General features: G+C 33.7%; 18 protein-coding genes. 12 read left to right on the plus strand and 6 right to left on the minus strand.

Annotated features, from left to right (window positions below):
• Window positions 1–144: 144 nt before the first annotated feature.
• The 4 genes from GON26_RS13270 to GON26_RS13285 all read left to right on the plus strand — a co-directional run bounded on the left by GON26_RS13270 (window position 145) and on the right by GON26_RS13285 (window position 2,912).
• The gene (locus tag GON26_RS13270; RefSeq protein ID WP_160375259.1) at window positions 145–1,026 is read left to right on the plus strand and encodes a L,D-transpeptidase; all 882 of its coding nucleotides are present in this window, start codon (window positions 145–147) and stop codon (window positions 1,024–1,026) included.
• Between the two features lie 133 nt (window positions 1,027–1,159).
• Window positions 1,160–1,990, plus strand: coding sequence for a hypothetical protein (locus tag GON26_RS13275; RefSeq protein ID WP_160375260.1), 831 nt, complete (start codon window positions 1,160–1,162; stop codon window positions 1,988–1,990).
• A 52-nt stretch (window positions 1,991–2,042) separates the two neighbouring features.
• The gene (locus tag GON26_RS13280; protein ID WP_160375261.1) at window positions 2,043–2,330 is read left to right on the plus strand and encodes a helix-hairpin-helix domain-containing protein; all 288 of its coding nucleotides are present in this window, start codon (window positions 2,043–2,045) and stop codon (window positions 2,328–2,330) included.
• A 78-nt stretch (window positions 2,331–2,408) separates the two neighbouring features.
• A complete protein-coding gene (locus GON26_RS13285; protein WP_160375262.1) occupies window positions 2,409–2,912 on the plus strand; it encodes a hypothetical protein in 504 nt (167 codons plus the stop codon).
• A 57-nt stretch (window positions 2,913–2,969) separates the two neighbouring features.
• On the opposite strand, the gene guaB is transcribed toward GON26_RS13285, so the two are convergent.
• From guaB to GON26_RS13310, 5 genes are all read right to left on the minus strand, one after another.
• Entirely contained in the window at window positions 2,970–4,442 is a 1,473-nt protein-coding gene (gene guaB, locus GON26_RS13290; protein WP_160375263.1) for an IMP dehydrogenase, read from the minus strand.
• 276 nt (window positions 4,443–4,718) lie between these two features.
• Window positions 4,719–6,122: a DUF5723 family protein gene (locus GON26_RS13295; protein ID WP_160375264.1), complete on the minus strand. Its 1,404-nt coding sequence runs from the start codon at window positions 6,120–6,122 to the stop codon at window positions 4,719–4,721.
• A complete protein-coding gene (locus GON26_RS13300; protein WP_160375265.1) occupies window positions 6,119–6,670 on the minus strand; it encodes a hypothetical protein in 552 nt (183 codons plus the stop codon). Before GON26_RS13300 ends, GON26_RS13295 begins: the two co-directional genes overlap by 4 nt.
• Before the next feature lie 79 nt (window positions 6,671–6,749).
• Window positions 6,750–7,616 carry a hydroxymethylglutaryl-CoA lyase gene (locus GON26_RS13305; protein WP_160375266.1) on the minus strand — a complete coding sequence of 289 codons (867 nt, stop codon included), beginning with the start codon at window positions 7,614–7,616 and terminating at the stop codon, window positions 6,750–6,752.
• Window positions 7,617–7,830: 214 nt separating this feature from the next.
• Window positions 7,831–8,865, minus strand: coding sequence for a quinone-dependent dihydroorotate dehydrogenase (locus tag GON26_RS13310; RefSeq protein WP_160375267.1), 1,035 nt, complete (start codon window positions 8,863–8,865; stop codon window positions 7,831–7,833).
• Window positions 8,866–9,288: 423 nt separating this feature from the next.
• Here GON26_RS13310 and GON26_RS13315 point away from each other — a divergent pair, with 423 nt between their 5' ends.
• The 8 genes from GON26_RS13315 to GON26_RS13350 all read left to right on the plus strand — a co-directional run bounded on the left by GON26_RS13315 (window position 9,289) and on the right by GON26_RS13350 (window position 17,629).
• Entirely contained in the window at window positions 9,289–10,056 is a 768-nt protein-coding gene (locus GON26_RS13315; RefSeq protein WP_160375268.1) for a hypothetical protein, read from the plus strand.
• A gap of 48 nt (window positions 10,057–10,104) precedes the next feature.
• The gene (locus tag GON26_RS13320) at window positions 10,105–10,695 is read left to right on the plus strand and encodes a hypothetical protein (protein WP_160375269.1); all 591 of its coding nucleotides are present in this window, start codon (window positions 10,105–10,107) and stop codon (window positions 10,693–10,695) included.
• Between the two features lie 25 nt (window positions 10,696–10,720).
• Window positions 10,721–11,740, plus strand: a complete 1,020-nt coding sequence (locus GON26_RS13325; protein WP_160375270.1) for an HAD family hydrolase — start codon at window positions 10,721–10,723, stop codon at window positions 11,738–11,740.
• Between the two features lie 48 nt (window positions 11,741–11,788).
• Window positions 11,789–13,003: an OprO/OprP family phosphate-selective porin gene (locus GON26_RS13330; protein WP_160375271.1), complete on the plus strand. Its 1,215-nt coding sequence runs from the start codon at window positions 11,789–11,791 to the stop codon at window positions 13,001–13,003.
• Window positions 13,004–13,294: 291 nt separating this feature from the next.
• The gene (locus GON26_RS13335; RefSeq protein WP_160375272.1) at window positions 13,295–14,269 is read left to right on the plus strand and encodes a DUF6515 family protein; all 975 of its coding nucleotides are present in this window, start codon (window positions 13,295–13,297) and stop codon (window positions 14,267–14,269) included.
• A gap of 240 nt (window positions 14,270–14,509) precedes the next feature.
• The gene (locus tag GON26_RS13340) at window positions 14,510–15,661 is read left to right on the plus strand and encodes a formylglycine-generating enzyme family protein (protein ID WP_160375273.1); all 1,152 of its coding nucleotides are present in this window, start codon (window positions 14,510–14,512) and stop codon (window positions 15,659–15,661) included.
• 100 nt (window positions 15,662–15,761) lie between these two features.
• Entirely contained in the window at window positions 15,762–17,039 is a 1,278-nt protein-coding gene (pepT, locus tag GON26_RS13345) for a peptidase T (protein WP_160375274.1), read from the plus strand.
• A gap of 2 nt (window positions 17,040–17,041) precedes the next feature.
• The gene (locus GON26_RS13350; RefSeq protein ID WP_160375275.1) at window positions 17,042–17,629 is read left to right on the plus strand and encodes a YdeI/OmpD-associated family protein; all 588 of its coding nucleotides are present in this window, start codon (window positions 17,042–17,044) and stop codon (window positions 17,627–17,629) included.
• A 436-nt stretch (window positions 17,630–18,065) separates the two neighbouring features.
• Here the strand turns inward: GON26_RS13350 and yajC are convergent, their stop codons facing one another.
• On the minus strand, window positions 18,066–18,344 hold the full coding sequence (gene yajC, locus GON26_RS13355) for a preprotein translocase subunit YajC (RefSeq protein ID WP_160375276.1): 279 nt from the start codon (window positions 18,342–18,344) through the stop codon (window positions 18,066–18,068).
• Between the last annotated feature and the right edge of the window lie 71 nt (window positions 18,345–18,415).

The following is an 18,415-nucleotide window of genomic DNA, read 5'->3' on the forward strand; positions in this document are numbered from 1 at the left end:
CGATTTCATACATTATCATTAATGAAACCAAAAAAATAACGATTCGTTAAATGTTTGTATGAAAATCAAATAACTCATACAGGAAATTATGTAACGTTCTTCGGCAATAAAAAAGGAAATTTACATTAATTAAAATCCTAGTTTATGAAGAAGTTATATTATACATCGAATATTTTGCTTTTAGTCGTTTTAGCATCTTTAGGTTCTTGTAAAAAGAGCGAATCAACTGTTGAAAATACTAAAACCAAAACAAAAAAAACTATTGAATATAAAAAACCCGCAAGTATTGGTTTTCATCTTGAAAATACCAAACAATGGCTGGAAACCAATAAAACCGATTCGACTAAACTTACAATAGCTTACGCTGTAAACAGAACTGATAAAGCCAATTTTGCCAAATTAGATTCAGTGGTTATTCCTGCTGATTTTAGTGGAGATTTGGTTTATTACCTTCCGTTTCCATTACATGTTTCTGCTTTAGAAGAAGTTTCAAAAGTTTTGATTTTTTCTTACCCTACTCAAACCTTTGCAGCTTATGAAAATGGCGAGTTGGTTTATACAGGCCCAACCAACATGGGAAGAAAAAAAGACCAGACACCAACCGGTTTATTTTTTACCAATTGGAAAGCCGAAAAAACCACCAGTACCTTTAACGACGAATGGGATTTAGAATGGAATTTTAATATCGAAAATAAATTAGGTGTAGGTTTTCATGAATATGAATTACCTGGTTATCCAGCTTCGCACTCTTGCCTGAGATTATTAGAAAAAGATGCCAAATATCTTTATAAGTGGGCTGATGAATGGATTCTAAAAGACAGTGAAAATGTAAAAGTAAAAGGAACTCCAGTAATTGTTTTTGGAAATTTTGATTTTGACAGACCAAAACCATGGCTACAATTAGCTACAGATCCAAAAGCCCTGAATATTTCTGAAAGTGAATTAGAGAAAGAAGTAAAACCTTTTTTAAGTTCTATTTTGGTGGAACAAAAAAAGAGAGAAAGCAATAAAATGTTAGCACAATAAGTCAATCCTATTGATTGTATTCGCAATAAACCCAATCTTTGATTGGGTTTATTTTTTTAGGTTAAGTTAGTTTTATTTTGTTATTTCGTTTTGCAAAGAAAAGCCTTCTAAACCCAGTTTATCCTTCTCTAAAATGAAACAATTCTTCTTGTTTGCTTTATTTCTTATTACTTACTTAAATCAAGGCCAATCAAAGGAAAGTCTCGATTTTAAAATTAGATATACTCCCGAAACAATCTACACACAGCTTATTGAACAATCGGCTGATATGGTAATTGCATACGAAGGTTCGCCAGAATTTTTGGCTAATTTGGAGGCTAAAGAGATACAAAATCCAACCATAAAAAAAACTCTCAATCTTACAGAATCCATTTTAAAAACTGGAAAACTAAAACCGAACGGAACATTTCCATTAACCATTGAGTTTGTAAAGTCTAATAATCTTGAGGGAACCATTGTTATTCCAAACGGAACTATAATTTACGGAAATGCAACTGATTCCTCTTTGCCAAAATTAGATTCTATTGTTTCAAAAGATATGGAGGAAAGTTTTAAAAAGACTTTACTTCAAACTATGCAATCTACATTTTCGCAAATTTCAATTCCTGATACAAAAATAAAAATAGGAGAAACCTTTTCGCAAAAGAATCCTTTATCTCTTCCTATTGCTGGTATTACGATTGACATGGATATTACTACCAATTATAAGTTGCTTAAAATTGAAAAAGACCATGCCGAATTTGATATAACACAGGTTTATATCATGAAAATTATCAATGACAAATACAATATTAACGCAACAGGAACTGGAAAAGGAAATTTAACCTATAATATTCCAAACCAATTTTCGACACATTATGACATAGAAATCGAAATGGGTTTTAGCATAAAAATGGAACAATTTACAATGAATCTGACCTCTAAAAGCGGATTCAATCATCATGTTCAAATTTCTAAATACTGATAAATTTTATTTTTAAAATTGATTTTTTCTTAATTTTAAAATCAAAAATACAATGCCTGGAAATTTAAGAACTTGTCCGAAAGGTCATCAATATCAAAAAACCAGTGAATGCCCAACCTGCCCTATTTGCGAACAGGAACGCAAACCAAAAGACGGTTTACTTTCTTTATTACCAGCACCTGCAAGACGGGCTTTAGAAAGCAAAGGCATCAAAAACACTTTAGATTTATCTAAATATACTAAAAAAGAGATTCTGGAATTACACGGAATTGGGCCGAGTTCAATACCTAAACTTTTGGAAGAATTGAAGAAGTCTGGACTTGCTTTTAAGGAAAGCTAATATTTTAAAGGTATTCTAATACATTAAACTAATTATTTAGTTTTGTTTATAAATTAAACTTCTAATCTTAGATATAAAATGCAAAAAAAAATAATACTTTACTTTTTACTATCAAACTTTTTTGCGCTAGCGCAAATTAAAAACGAATCAAAATCAGACACATACACTAGTAGAAAGAAAATTTATCAGATAAATTTCAATACTGATCACTGGATAAAAAATTCAGAATCTGAAAACTGGGATGCTGAATTTCATGATAAATACAATTTACTCGCTGCCTATTTTATTGAGTATGATTATTTTATATCTGATAAAAAAATAAAAAGTACAATTGAGGAAGAATATAAAAATTTTGGCAAAATCAAGAATATAAAAATTTACAAGAAAAAAATAAACGACATTGAAGTGAATTATTTTGAATGTGAATTAAATTTTAATGATTTCTTATATAAATATCAAGGTTTTATTTACAATGGAAAAGGTGGCTCTATACAAATGACTTACGGAGGGCAGGCAGAAACAATAGAACAGAATCAAAACCTTATTGATGAATTAAACAACGGTATTTCTATTATAAATTAAACAAAAAAGTCGCAAGAATTAATTTCTTGCGACTTTTATATATCAAAAACTAAAAAATTATCTAGAATAATTTGGAGCTTCTTTTGTAATAGTTACGTTATGCGGATGGCTTTCTGTAATTCCACTTGAAGTGATACGAACAAAACGTCCCGTTTCCTGTAAAGTTGGAATATCTTTTGAACCACAGTATCCCATTCCGGCGCGAAGACCACCAATAAACTGAAGCATACTTTCGTTTAATTCTCCTTTGTAAGGAACACGACCTACGATTCCTTCTGGAACTAATTTCTTTACATCGTCTTCAACATCCTGGAAATAACGGTCTTTAGAACCTGTTTGCATCGCCTCAACAGAACCCATTCCTCGGTAAGATTTGAATTTTCTTCCTTCGAAAATGATAGTTTCACCCGGAGATTCTTTTGTTCCTGCTAATAATGAACCTAACATTACACAGTCAGCTCCTGCAGCAATTGCTTTAGGGATATCACCAGTGTAACGAATTCCACCATCTGCAATTACGGGAACACCAGTACCTTTGATAGCTGCAGCTACTTCAAGAACTGCTGAGAATTGAGGAAAACCAACACCAGCAACGATACGAGTTGTACAGATAGAACCAGGTCCGATTCCAACTTTTACTCCATCTGCTCCGTTTGCCACTAAATATTTAGCTGCTTCCGGAGTAGCGATGTTTCCAACGATTACATCAATATTTGGGAATTTAGATTTTACTTCTTTTAAGGTATTCACTACACCTTCGGTATGTCCGTGAGCAGTATCGATAATGATAGCATCTACACCAGCAGCTACTAATGCACCTGCTCTTTCGACAGCATCACCAGTAACTCCGATAGCTGCAGCTACTCTTAAACGTCCAAAAACATCTTTGTTAGCGATTGGTTTTTGAGTAAGTTTTGTGATGTCTCTAAAAGTAATCAGACCTACTAATTCGTTTTTAGCATTCACAACCGGTAACTTTTCGATTTTGTGACCTTGCAAAACTACTTCGGCTTGTTCTAAAGAAGTTCCTTCAGAAACGGTAACCAAATTTTCGCTTGTCATTACCTCAACGATTGGTCTTGCTCCGTTTTTCTCGAAACGTAAGTCACGATTGGTAACGATTCCTTTTAAGATTTTATTCTCGTCAACGATTGGAATTCCGCCAATTCCGAATTCTTTCATGGCGTTTTTTGCGTCTGCAATGGTAGAATTTAATGGTAAAGTTACAGGATCAATGATCATTCCTGACTCTGCACGCTTTACTTTACGAACCTTCGCAGCTTGTTGCTCGATGGTCATGTTTTTATGTAAAACACCTATTCCGCCTTCTTGCGCCATAGCGATTGCCATTGCACTTTCGGTAACGGTATCCATAGCAGCTGATACTATAGGAACGTTTAGTGTTATGTTTCTTGAAAATTTTGATTTGATACTCACTTCGCGTGGAAGCACATTCGAGTAGTTAGGTACTAATAATACATCATCGTAAGTTAAACCTTCGCCGATAATCTTGGAGTTGTGTGCTATCATGTTGCAATTTCTAGTTGAATTGCGTGCAAATATAGTGAATAAATTGGAAACTTACCTACTAACTACCTCAGAATTATTTTGAAAGAAAATAATTTTAAATTTATCAAACCATTTTTTTAAACCATATAAGTGATTTAAAAAAATTTAAGTTTTGCCAAATTTTAGCGCAAAGGCCAAGAAAGTTTTAAAAATCATAAAAATCTGTGACTAAAAAATAAATCCAAATTTTCAAAGTCTTTTTTAATGAACTTATATCACTTATATGGTTTAAGAAAATTACTCATCAAGATCCTGTAGAACATAATTTAACCCGAATTGGAACGCCATACTGTTGGCTTTTGAAACATCTCTGAACTCTAAAATATTATCAACAAGAGCATAAATATTGACTTTACCGATGGTTCCCGAAAGCCCAAAACCAATATTTTTGTTCGAAAAGGCATCTAATGTATAAGTTGCTTTGACATCTAATTTTTCGAGAATACTTCTTTTGTAAAAAGCGGTAAAAGCAATAAAGGGGTTTTGGGGAGTGGTCATGGCAAACATTTGTGCTCCAACAGCGTTTACATATTTTCGCATACTTTGTGCTTTGCAATTACATTCTTCGTCTGAACGTTTTTCACCGAAAGAATACTGAATAGAAGCGTTGAATTTCGTAGGCCGCCAAGTGGTGTATTTGTTGTACAACGTATCACGCGGAATGGCTTTTTCGAATTCATCAAAGATATTTTCCGGTTCATCTGCGTTACTAAAATTGGGCTGCACTCCATCATATTGATATTTTCCTTTGTAGGTCAGCGTTTCAATATCTTTGGATTGTTTTATAAATCCTAAATCGATAATACTGGCGGTAAATTGCAAATTGTCTTTGAAATAATATGTCAAACCAGCATCGATTCCCAGACCCAAACTTCCGCCCAAAAAAGTATTCCTCGCAACATCGCCCGGAATACTTCCTTCGTATTCGTCTTTGGTGAATTTTGCAATTCCCGAAGTTCGCAACTCCAGATTAGAATCGATAATTTGGGTGTAAATATTGGGGATTCCGGTAGTATTTTGTCCTGTATAAATAAATCCTGAATTTTGAGTAGAAGTTGCATTGGCGCCACTTGAGTACATTTTGAAACGTCCACCGAGCACTAATTTTTTATTGATTTTTTTATGAAAGCCTACATGAAAAACCGATAGTACCTCCGCTTTTACATTCAAATCCGATAAATCGAAGGATCTTCCTATGTAGTTTTGATTCCCATCAACTGCTAAAATAGCGAGATCTTTTGGGAAATACATCAAAAAATCAAACTCCTGATACAAACCAAAAGAAACATACGACTGACTTTCGCTCCCTCCAACTCTAAAACCGCCTGAGAAAACTTCGAGTTGTTCATTAATATATGTTTTATCATTACTGGATGATTTTTGAATGATATTTCGAATTTTATCATTAAAATCTACTCCATTATCAGCAAATAAATCATAGGCAGAATAACTACTAGAGCCTACATTAGCCGAAATTCCAGACAATAACGGAATCCCAAAATAGTATTTATACGAAACGTCTGCGCCAGGATTTACGAGTAATGATTGCGGAATAGATGTAAAATTATACAACACTTGTTTGTTTTGCGAAAATCCGTAAAAGTTCGCAATAATGGCTAAAATTACGGCTGCTTTCCTCATTCGATTTCCATATAAACGGTTGCGGATGAACGTAATTTCAAATTACCTAAACTGTTTTCGTTTAATGGAGAACCTGCTTTGATATGGATTACAAAAGCTACTTTGGTGGTTTGTTTTAGTAAATCTAATCGCTGTTCTTCAAAAACTTCATGAAATTTCGAAATATTAGCACTTCCTGTATAAGCTGACACTTCATAATCTAGTGTTTCAAGTTGCTCATCATTGTCATTAAGAAGTAGTAAACTAACTGTAAAAGCACGGTTTATAGTATTGGTTATCTCAAAATCAAACTCGGCTTTTGCTAAATTATCGTTGAAAAATTTATCTTTAAAAACATCAAAATCTTCAGCATCAAAAGCTACGATATGCTCTGTTCCGTCATCGACAAAATCATGCGCCGGAACATCAAAATAAACCAGATTGGCTACAAATACAGGTTCTAATTTAAAATCATCAGTCTGATTAAAGTCTAAATCACTTGAGCATGAAATAAACAATAGAGACAAACATAAAATTGTAAAAACTCTCTTTTTTAGACATAATTTCATGACTCGATAACAATTAGATTTATATTAAAATATATTCTGATTGTAGGTTAATTAACTTGGGTAAGTAAATGTAATTTTTTTAATGAAAAGCACCAAACAATTTTGAAGCTTCGTTGTAAGCACTTTCGAAGCTTAAAGAATTTAAATCCGTTTGCGCTTTATTGGCGGTAAAATAAGAAAGTAATTTTTCGGTTGGCATATTTCCGGTTAGCTTATCCGTTGCCATCGGACAGCCTCCAAAACCCTGTATGGCACCATCAAATCGTGTACAGCCCGCTTTGTACGCAGCATCAATTTTTTCGAACCAGCTATTTGGAGTCGTATGCAAATGTGCTCCAAATTCTATTTTCGGGTATTTTGGAATTAAATTAGAAAATAAATACGTAATGACTTCCGGTGTAGAAGTTCCAACGGTATCCGAAAGTGACAAGATTTTCACTCCCATATTAGATAGTTTTTCGGTCCATTCGCCTACAATTTCCACATTCCATGGATCACCATAAGGATTTCCAAAACCCATAGAAAGATAAGTTACGACTTCTTTATTTTTTTTATCGGCAATTTCCAGAATTTCATCCAAAGTGATTAAAGATTCCGCAATAGTCTTGTGTGTATTTCGCATCTGAAAATTCTCTGAAATCGAAAATGGGAATCCTAAATATTGAATTGCAGCATTTTCCGAAGCTAAAGTAGCTCCCTGCGTATTGGCAATAATGGCAAGTAGTTTACTGGTTGTTTGCGACAAATCAAGCTGTGCCAAAACCCTGGCTGTATCCTGCATTTGCGGAATCGCTTTTGGAGAAACAAAACTCCCAAAATCTATCGTATCAAACCCGACTCTTAGCAAAGCCTGCAGGTACGAAACCTTTCTGTCAGTTGGAATAAACGTCTTAATGCCTTGCATGGCATCCCGTGGACATTCTATAATTTTGATTTTTTTACTCAAAGCAATTCTTTTATGAATGCTAAGTTAGTTCCTTTTTTAAAGATAAAAAAGTTATAATTTTTCTTTCTTTTCAGTATTACCAAATTTTGTAATATTGTTAATTATTACCAAAAAATGTAATAATTGAAAAAACTTACCGAATATGTTTTTAATTGGTACTTTAATCAGTTTTGGAATTGCGATTGTAACAGGATTGATTGTTCAAGCCTTGATTTTACAATTGCTTTAAAATCATTTTATTAATCTCTTTTATCAAAGCTGGTCCTTCGTAAATAAATCCTGTGTAAAGCTGTACCAAACTAGCTCCAGCATTCAGTTTTTCGATAGCATCAGCTGCAGAATGAATTCCTCCTACTCCAATAATCGGGAATGCTTTATTGCTTTTTTTCGAAAGAAAACGAATTACTTCAGTCGAACGTTTCGTTAATGGTTTTCCGGACAAACCACCCATTTCAGATTGGTTTTCAGATTGCAAACCTTCACGCGAAATCGTAGTATTGGTCGCAATTACACCCGCAATTTGAGTCGTTTTTACAATATCTATAATGTCTAATAATTGTTCATCTGTAAGGTCTGGAGCAATTTTTAGTAAAATTGGTTTTACTTTTTGAGTACTTGTTTTTTGCTTTTCAAGATTTCTGTTTTGTAAGGTTTGAAGCAAAGCCGTCAAAGGTTCTTTATCTTGTAAAGCTCTTAAATTGGGTGTATTAGGCGAACTCACATTTACCACAAAATAATCAACGTGGTCAAATAAAGCATCAAAACAAATAAGGTAATCATCTACAGCATTTTCGTTTGGTGTTACTTTATTTTTACCAATATTTCCACCGATCAAAACGCCTGAATTTTGTTTTAAACGTTCAACGGCTTCAATAACACCGCCATTGTTAAAACCCATTCGGTTAATAATAGCCTGATCTTCTTTTAATCGAAATAAACGTTTTTTAGGATTTCCTTCCTGACCAACTGGTGTTACAGTTCCTATTTCTATAAATCCAAAACCAAAATCTGAAAATTCTTTATAGAGTTTAGCATCTTTATCAAATCCTGCTGCAAGTCCAACTGGGTTTTTGAATTTTATTCCGAAAACTTCACGCTCCAGACGAACATCTTTTACTTCGTAAATAGCTTTTATAATTGATGAAACTCCGGGAATTTTTGAAATGAATTTAACAAAAGAAAAAGTAAAATAATGAACCTCTTCTGGATCACATAAAAAAAGTATCGGACGAATTATCAATTTATACATAAAAATAGTTGTTGTTTTTCGAGTGCAAATTTAACTATTAAACTTTAAAATGTATCCTTTTAATCAAAAACTGTTTAAACTTAAGAAAATGATTTACATAAAGGATTTTATACCAATAATTATTATAAAAAAATCAAACTATTTTTAAGATAATTTTAGTAAATTCGCTATACCCCTCTTCTAAACAAATAGTTATAAAAAACGCAACGCAGTTTTACGACTACTATATGTTATCAATAATTTTCAAATAAACTTATATAGTATTAGCAATAGCGTATTTTTTGTAAATAAAAAAACATTATTTTATACCGAATACTTTGCTTAAAGTTATTATATTTGTAGTATAAAATCTACTAAAAATAAAGTTTAATCTCAGAATCAAATTTTATGAATTGTAATACCAACTACCTAAAAGTTTTATTTTTGATAGTACTACTTTCCAGCACAAAATTACAAGCTCAGGACGATGCCGCTGAATTAGCTAAAAAATTATCCAATCCGATTGCAAGTTTAATTAGTGTTCCGTTTCAAAATAATAGCGATTATGGAATTGGAACTCTCAATGGCAGTAGAAATACTTTGAATTTTCAACCTGTGCTTCCTGTAAGCATCAACGATAATCTAAACATGATTGCCAGAGTAGTTTTACCTATTGTTACGCAAAATAATATAACCGGAGTTGGTCAAAAAGAAAGCGGTTTGAGCGATGCTGTTGTGAGTGCTTTTTTTAGTCCAAAGAACACTAAAAATGGCTATACCTGGGGAGTTGGACCTGCATTTTTGATTCCGACTGGAACTGATGATTTTTTAACTACAAAAAAATTTGGTATTGGGCCAACTGCAATTGCTTTAAAACAAACCAACGGTTGGACATTAGGAGTTTTGGCCAATCAAATATGGAGTGTTGCAGGAAGTAGTGACAGACCTGATGTAAGTCAAATGTTTGTACAGCCTTTTATCACACACAACTGGAAAAGTGGTGCAGGTTTAGGTGTTGTTGCAGAATATACTCAAAACTGGGTAGCAAACACTTCATCGGTTTGGTTAGTTCCAAATGTGAGTGGTGTAACCAGTATCGGAACTCAAAAAGTTTCATTAGCAATTGGGCCACGTATTAATATCATAGCTCCTGAAAGTATGAGAGCAGATTGGGGATGGAGAGCCGTTGTTATCTTCTTGTTTCCAAAATAAAAACATAAATAAAATCGCGATAAATGCTCATTTCAAAAACAAAACAAAATGCTGAATTGCAAATTACCCTCTAAAAAGCTACTTTTCCCGATAATTTTATTGGGATTCGCATCATTTTTTTCAAATAAAACATTAGCACAGGAAAACACCTCTGAGGAAACTTTTAGGCCTCATCATCAACTCGGAATAGCTATTAATCACGTGCATATTTTTGAAGGACGCGACGAAGAAAATAAGAAAAAAGCTTTGACCTTACCTTCTTGGGCAATTGACTATACCTATCATTTTAGCGAAAAATGGGCAGTTGGCTTACATACTGACATTGTAATTGAAAAATTTAAAGTAGAGAAAAATCTCGAAGGCGGAGAAGAAAAAGAAACCGTCGAAAGAAGTTATCCAATTGCTCCTGCCGTTATGGGGATTTATAAATTTAACGAACATTGGAGTTTTTTACTAGGAATGGGAGGTGAATTTGCTAAAGAAGAAAATTTTGCCCTTACACGCATTGGCGCTGAATATGGACACGAAATTTCAGATGGATGGGAGGTTTTTGGAACTTTTAGTTATGATGTAAAATGGAGCGCTTATGATAGCTGGGGACTTGGACTTGGAATCGCTAAAAGCTTTGGAGATAAATAAGGTTATTAATTAAAAGTAAGTAACAATGAAAAAAATTATCATCGGATTATCTATTATAACTTTATTAGCGTCTTGTAAAAAAGAAACCATTACCAATTCATCAGACTCATCTGAAACAAAAACTTCAACAAATTTAGCTTCTTGGTCTGATGCGTCTAAATCCAGAATAGAAACCTGGGTAAAAGAGGTAACCGATAGCACATCAGCAAATTTTATTCCGGTAGCAGACCGTATTGCGGTTTTTGATAATGACGGTACACTCTGGACAGAGCAACCAGTTTTGAGCACACAATTTATTTTTGCAATTGACAATCTTAAAACTTTATCAAAATCAAATCCGGATTTACTGAAAGATCCTGTTTTAAAAGGCGTTGTTAACGGAGATTTTGAACCTCTTAAAAAAGCTGGAATTCCTGGTATATTAAAATTAATAAACACTACTCATAACAACAACCAAACCGAAACCGAGTTTGATGATGCAGTAAAAAAATGGATGACAACCGCTAAGGATACAAAATTTAATAAAACATATAGTGAGTTAATTTACCTTCCAATGGTAGAATTATTAAATTATTTAAGAGCCAATCAATTTAAAACATTTATCGTGAGCGGTGGTGGTGCAGATTTTATGAGGGCTTTCGCCGAAGAAACTTATGGAATTCCACCTTATCAAATTATAGGAAGTTATGGTGAAGCTAAATATGAAATTGTTGATGGCAAACCAATTATTAGAAAAATTTCAGGAGCTCCTTTTATTGATGACAAAGAAGGCAAACCTGTAGCGATACACCGATTTATTGGTAAAGTTCCCGTTTTCTGCGCAGGAAATAGCGATGGTGACCAAGCTATGCTTCAATATACATCGGGAAGCAAATACAAAAGTTTTGGAATGATTCTGCACCATACCGATTCTATTAGAGAATATGCTTATGATTCTAAATCTTACATAGGACATTTAGAATCAGCATTAGTAGAAGCAAAAGAAAAAAACTGGATGGTCGTGGATATGAAAAATGATTTCAAAAAAATATTCTCTTTTCAATAATCTTTTAGTTAAAAAAGTAATTCTTGTGTCTCGAAAATAAAATTATTTATGCTTAATATCAGCCTAAAAATAAAATATTGGCCTGTAGTTTTTGTATCGCTACTCTTTTTTAATTCTGTATGGGCGCAACAAATAAAAGACACAACCAAATTACTAAATTTTAAATACGGTAGTAAAGGAATAGAATTACAAACTAAAGACAATAAGTTTCTTTTTCAATTACAAAGTCGTTTTCAGTTTCGTTTTTCTACTCCTTATGATCAGGATCCAGTCACTTTTGATGATTATAATCAAGACAAGCAAACCGCTTTTAAAATAAACAGAGCCCGTCTAAAAGTTGGCGGTCATGCCTTTGAGCCCTGGTTAAAATATTATTGGGAATATGAATTGAGCCAATCCAATTTATTAGACTTTAGAATCATGATAGAAAAATGGGATTGGCTAAGTTTTAAAGTGGGGCAATGGAAAGTAGAATATACCCGAGAACGTTTTATTAGCAGTGGCGAACAACAAATGGTTGACCGTTCCCTAATCAACAGAGCATTTACAGCCGACAGACAACAAGGTGTTGAAGTTTATGGTCATTTGAAAGGAAAAGGAATTGCCGATTTTAATTATTGGGCAGCAGCACTTACCGGAACAGGAAGAGGAAACACTAAAAATGATGATAACAATTTGATGTATTTTGGTCGGGCTCAGTGGAACTTTTTAGGAAGACAACTTGATTTTGAAGGCGGAGATTTAGAATTTCATGAAAAACCGGCAGCTATAATTGCTTTTTCCGGACTTACTAACAGAAGTGGTTTTACACGATTTTCGCAATCTGGCGGTGGGGCCTTAGAAGGTTTTGAAGATGGTGCTCCAGGGCAATATCGTACCAATCAGTGGAATTTGGAATCTGCTTTTATGTTTCAGGGATTTTCATGGCAAAGTGAATGGCATACTAAAGATATTATAGACAAACTTGATAATGATAAAACCACCACCATGAAAGGGTATTATGTTCAGGCGGGATATTTTTTTCATAATGCATTTAACTGGTGGCCTGAAAATTTAGAAATGGCTGGAAGACATGCTACTTACAGACCTGATAATAATTTCAGAGATAATCTTCAAAATGAATCTTCATTAGCATTAAACTGGTTTTTTAAAGGACACAAAAACAAATTAACAACAGAGGTGAGTCATTTTAGTTATCAGGACAAATCTTTGCCTTTAGCAGATGGTTGGCGTTTTAGAGTACAATGGGATATTTCATTATAAATTATCAAAAAAAATAAAAATGATTAAAGTTTTAACGATGATAAAAATATGCATAATGCCGGGCTTTGTTTTCCATATCTTAATTTAAAACCAGGATTGATATTGCCATGGGACCAGACGGAAGTTTTGGGTACTACATCGTCTTTGGTCACAACTGGAACAGGTGATCAATTTTGGTATGAGTTTTGAAAGTTTCCTAAGATATTAAAAACTTTAATAACGTATATTTTCATACTTTATTAAAACTTAACTAATTTTTTTAATAAATTTATATAACATAAAACACTGAAAATGAAAAGTATAAAACAATCACTTAGAAAAACAACACTTATGTGTTTGATGGGATCTTTTTTTCTGATCACAATTGACAGTATGGCGCAGCGCCGAGCTGGTGGCGGTGGCGGTGGCGCACATCGAGCTACTCAGGCAAGACCCGCAGCGCAACATAACAGACCCGCAGCAACAGCCAACAGAAAATCTACTGTAAACAGAGCCGGAACCGGTTTAAATAATTCTAAAAATAAAGTTACGAGACCAAATTCTACTTCAAAGATTGGTGATAAAAAAATAACCAACAATAGAAGTTCTTCAACAATCAATAAAAACAAAGTTGGCAATAGAAACACCAATATCAAAGGAGGAAATAAAGTAAATATTGATAAAAGCAAAAGAAACGTAAATATAAACGTGAATAACAGTGTTCATGTTCGTAACAATCGTAATACCGTAGTAAGAAGAAATACACTTCCTTACGCCCGTCCTCCTTACAGATACGGAGGATATCGTTATAATGCATATCATCCTTATTATCCACGTCCATACAGACCATTTTATTGGGGACCAGTTTGGCATCCGTGGGGATTTTTCATCACTACACTAGCAGTTACAGCAATTGTTGTTAGCGTAGAAAGCACTCAATATCACTATGATCAGGGAGTCTGGTACACCTCAACAAGTGGAGGTTATACCGCTGTGCCTGCACCTGTAGGCGGAACTGTAAACAATATTCCAAGTGGTGCTGAAACAGTTAATACAGGTACTGTAAACAATTATTATTATGGCGGTACCTATTATGAAAAGGACGGCAGTAATTACACAGTAGTTGCGCCTCAAGCAGGTACTCTTGTTGATAATTTACCGGAAGGTGGTGAAGAAGTAACCATTGGAGACAATAAATATGTAAAATTTGGTGAAACATACTACCAACCTGTTCAAGTTGATGGTAAAGACAAATACGAAGTTGTTCTTGTTGAAGCTGATAATTAATACAATATAAAGAAAGCCGAATCAAGAATTTACATAGAGGAAAATGTATCTGAATTCTAAAACCAGTTACCACACAAAGGTTTCCGTAATGAGAAAGCTTATGCAACCGTATTTGGAATACAATAATTAACGAATAATATATTTTTAGTAACCTTATCGAATGAATGGAGTTTGATAAGGTTATTTTTTTTAACTTTATCATTAATTACTTACGAATACAATTATTTTAAACTAATTATAATGAAAAATAAAGCCTATTGGATTTTTGCTATTCTTACCATTTCAATAATCACAATTGCATTTAGCTATACTAAACTTTTTGTTGCCAAAAAGAAAATGATGGCAACTACGGATTGCGCAGAAATTCCAAATACTTCATCTGAACCTTCGTTATTTAAACCAACTATACTCAACACAACTGTACCTCCAGCTGATAAAATCCCAAAAGGGATGGTTTGGATTCCTGGAGGAGAATTTTCGATGGGAAGTAATATTGAAGATGAAAGTTTATGCAGTATAAAAGGAGTTACCAAAGATGCGGCACCGATACATCAGGTCTATGTTGATGGATTTTATATGGATAAAACCGAAGTTACAAACGATCAATTTGAAGCTTTTGTAAAAGCGACCGGCTATGTAACATTAGCAGAAAAAAAGCCTACTCCAGAAGAATATCCGGGAGTTCCTTTAGAAAATTTGATTGCTGGATCGGCAGTTTTTACACCAACTCCTACTAAAGTAGCCTTAAACGATTATATGCAATGGTGGACCTATCAGGGAGGTGCCGATTGGAGACATCCCGAGGGCGCAGAAAGTTCCATTAAAGGAAAAGGAAATTATCCTGTTGTACAAGTTTCCTGGGAAGATGCTGCTGCTTATGCAAAATGGGCCGGCAAAAGATTACCAACTGAAGCAGAATGGGAATTTGCAGCTCGCGGCGGAAAAAAAGGAGAACTTTACGCTTGGGGAAATACATTAAAACCAAAAGGAAAATTTCAAGCCAATATTTACCAAGGAAAATTTCCTTTGGAAAAAGGAGATACTGGAGAAGATGGATTTATAGGTATTGCTCCTACTGCACAATACGCTCCTAACGGATACGGATTATACGATGTAGGCGGAAATGTATGGGAATGGACAAACGACTGGTATTCTGATGTTTATTATAATGAACTAAGTGAAAAGGGAGGAGTAATCAAAAATCCACAAGGTCCTAGCACTACCAGTGACCCAACCGAGCCAGGTGCCGCAAAAAAAGTACAACGTGGCGGTTCCTTTTTATGTACCGACCAATATTGTACCCGTTACATGGTAGGAACGAGAGGAAAAGGTGAATATAATTCTCCTGCCAATCATCTTGGTTTTAGATGTGTACAGGATATTAAAAAATAATTTAAAAAAAACTTTTTAGAACTTTTCACACCTAACAATTGCCCAACTTTATATAGATAAGTTGGGCAATTGTTGTTTATATTTGCCTAAAAATAAACAAATGCAACATATTATAGATCGTTTTATCAGTTATGTAACAATTGATACCGAATCAGACCCGAATTCACAAACTACGCCAAGTACCGAAAAACAGTGGATTCTAGCTAATAAATTAGTAGCAGAACTTAAATCAATTGGTTTAATAGATGTTACCATAGATGACAAAGCTTACATCATGGCTACATTACCAAGTAATGTAGAGCATGAAGTTCCAACCATTGGTTTTGTTTCGCATTTTGATACTTCTCCCGATTTTAGCGGAGCCAATGTAAAACCTCAAATTATCGAAAATTACGATGGGAAAGACATTGTTTTGAATGCTGAGAAAAACATCATTTTATCGCCAAATTATTTCAAAGATTTGCTGCAATATAAAGGGCAAACCATCATTACAACTGACGGAACTACGCTATTAGGTGCTGATGATAAAGCTGGAATTACCGAAATTGTTTCGGCAATGGAGTATTTAGTTCAAAATCCAGAAATTAAACACGGGAAGATCAGAATTGGCTTTACTCCAGATGAAGAAATTGGTCGCGGAGCGCATCATTTTGATGTAGCAAAATTTGGAGCTCAATGGGCTTATACTATGGATGGGAGCCAGATTGGCGAATTAGAATACGAAAATTTTAATGCGGCTGGAGCCAAAATTACTTTCAAAGGAAAAAGTGTTCACCCTGGTTATGCCAAAGGCAAAATGATCAACTCGATGCTGATTGCAAATGATTTTATCAACGAACTTCCAAAAGGAGAAACGCCTCAGGAAACTAAAGGTTACGAAGGTTTTTTTCACGTACATCACGTAACCGGAAGCATCGAAGAAACAGTTTTAGAATTGATTATCCGTGATCACAACAAGAAAAAATTCGAAAAACGAAAAGATTTAATTGGAAAAATTGCCAAAAAAATCAATAAAAAATTCGCTAAACAATTTGGAGAAGATATTGTAATTGCTGAAGTTAAAGATCAGTATTATAATATGAAAGAAAAAGTAACTCCTGTAAAACATATTGTAGATATTGCCGAAAAAGCTATGCGGGAATTAGGCATAAAACCAATTATAAAACCAATTCGTGGCGGAACAGATGGTTCGCAATTATCGTATATGGGATTGCCGTGTCCGAATATATTTGCCGGTGGCCATAACTTTCACGGAAAATACGAATATGTTCCGGCTGAAAGCATTCAGAAAGCCACTGATGTAATTGTCAAAATTGCTGAATTGACCGCTATTCCTGGTGTATTTGATGTAACTGAAAAATCTAAAACTAGAAAATAATTGTGGAACCAATTGCAGATAAAAAACACGTTTGGGATAAAATGAATAATTGGGAGGAAGAAATTCTTTTTCTAAAAACCATTATTGATAAAACTGAGCTGATTGAAACTGTAAAATGGGGCGCTCCAGTTTATGTTTTCAATAAAAAAAATGTGATCGGAATTGGGGGTTTTAAAGACTATTTTGCGATTTGGTTTTACAACGGTGTCTTTTTAAAAGATGAAAAAAAGAAACTCATCAATGCTCAGGAAGACAAAACAAAATCATTACGTCAGTGGCGTTTTACGTCAAAAGAGGACGTTAACGAAAAAGAAGTTCTAGAATATATTGTTGAAGCTATAGAAAACGAAAAGCAAGGTAAAGTTCTCAAACCTGCTAAAAAAGAAGCAATTATCTCGGAACTTTTAAATAAGGAAATGAACCAGAATAAGGATTTAGCAGAAGCTTTTCAGAAATTTACTCCTTACAAACAATATGAGTTTTTAGAATATATAGAAACCGCCAAACAAGAGAAAACTAAATTGACCAGACTTGAAAAAATCATTCCGATGATTTTGGAAGGTATTGGTTTGAATGATAAATACAGGTAGAATTTAAAAATTCCAAAAAATAAATTCCAAATTCCAAAAGGATTGAAACCTTTTTCAAAGTTTTGAACTTTGAAAAAGGTTTTTTTTTGTCAATTCCTAACGAGGAATCTCCACTAGATACTCTATATAGTTATTCTTCAATCTTTGTCAAGATACTTATAGAGATTCCTCGTTCGAAATGAAAAAAAATAAACAAAAACATTCTTGTTGAAAACGGATGCCCTAGCCCCGATAGGAGTGAAAATCCTTTTGTTTTTTTCTTTAAAAAACAAAAGATTGTAACGGATAGCGGGATTAGCTCCTAAAAAAAAAGATTTGGTTTTATATATAAATCGTGGTGACAAAACTGGAATGAATTTTCAATAAAAAAATCCCAAACTCCAATTATTACATTGGAATTTGGGATTTATATTTTTTTGGAATTTCTAAAAAAAAATTAAGCTTTTTTAGCATTCAAAGCAGCACTCATTTCCATAGAAATTGCAGAACGCTCTAATTTTAATTTTCCAGACATTGTTTCGATGATTACTGTAGTTTCTGAAAGCTCAGCCACTTTACCATGAATACCACTTTTTGTAATTATTTTATCACCCACTTTAAGGGCGCTTTCAAATTCTTTTTCTTTTTTTGCCTTTTTTTGTGCTGGCATTATCATAAAGAAATAAAGCACAGCAAACATTAGTAAATATGGGGCAAATTTCATTACATCTTGCATAGTGTATAGTTTTAATTTTGTTGTTAATATTCTTATTATTGACTCTTCGATTTTACTCAGAGTGACATTCT

This window comes from Flavobacterium hydrocarbonoxydans (assembly GCF_009789235.1).
Classification (GTDB): domain Bacteria; phylum Bacteroidota; class Bacteroidia; order Flavobacteriales; family Flavobacteriaceae; genus Flavobacterium; species Flavobacterium hydrocarbonoxydans.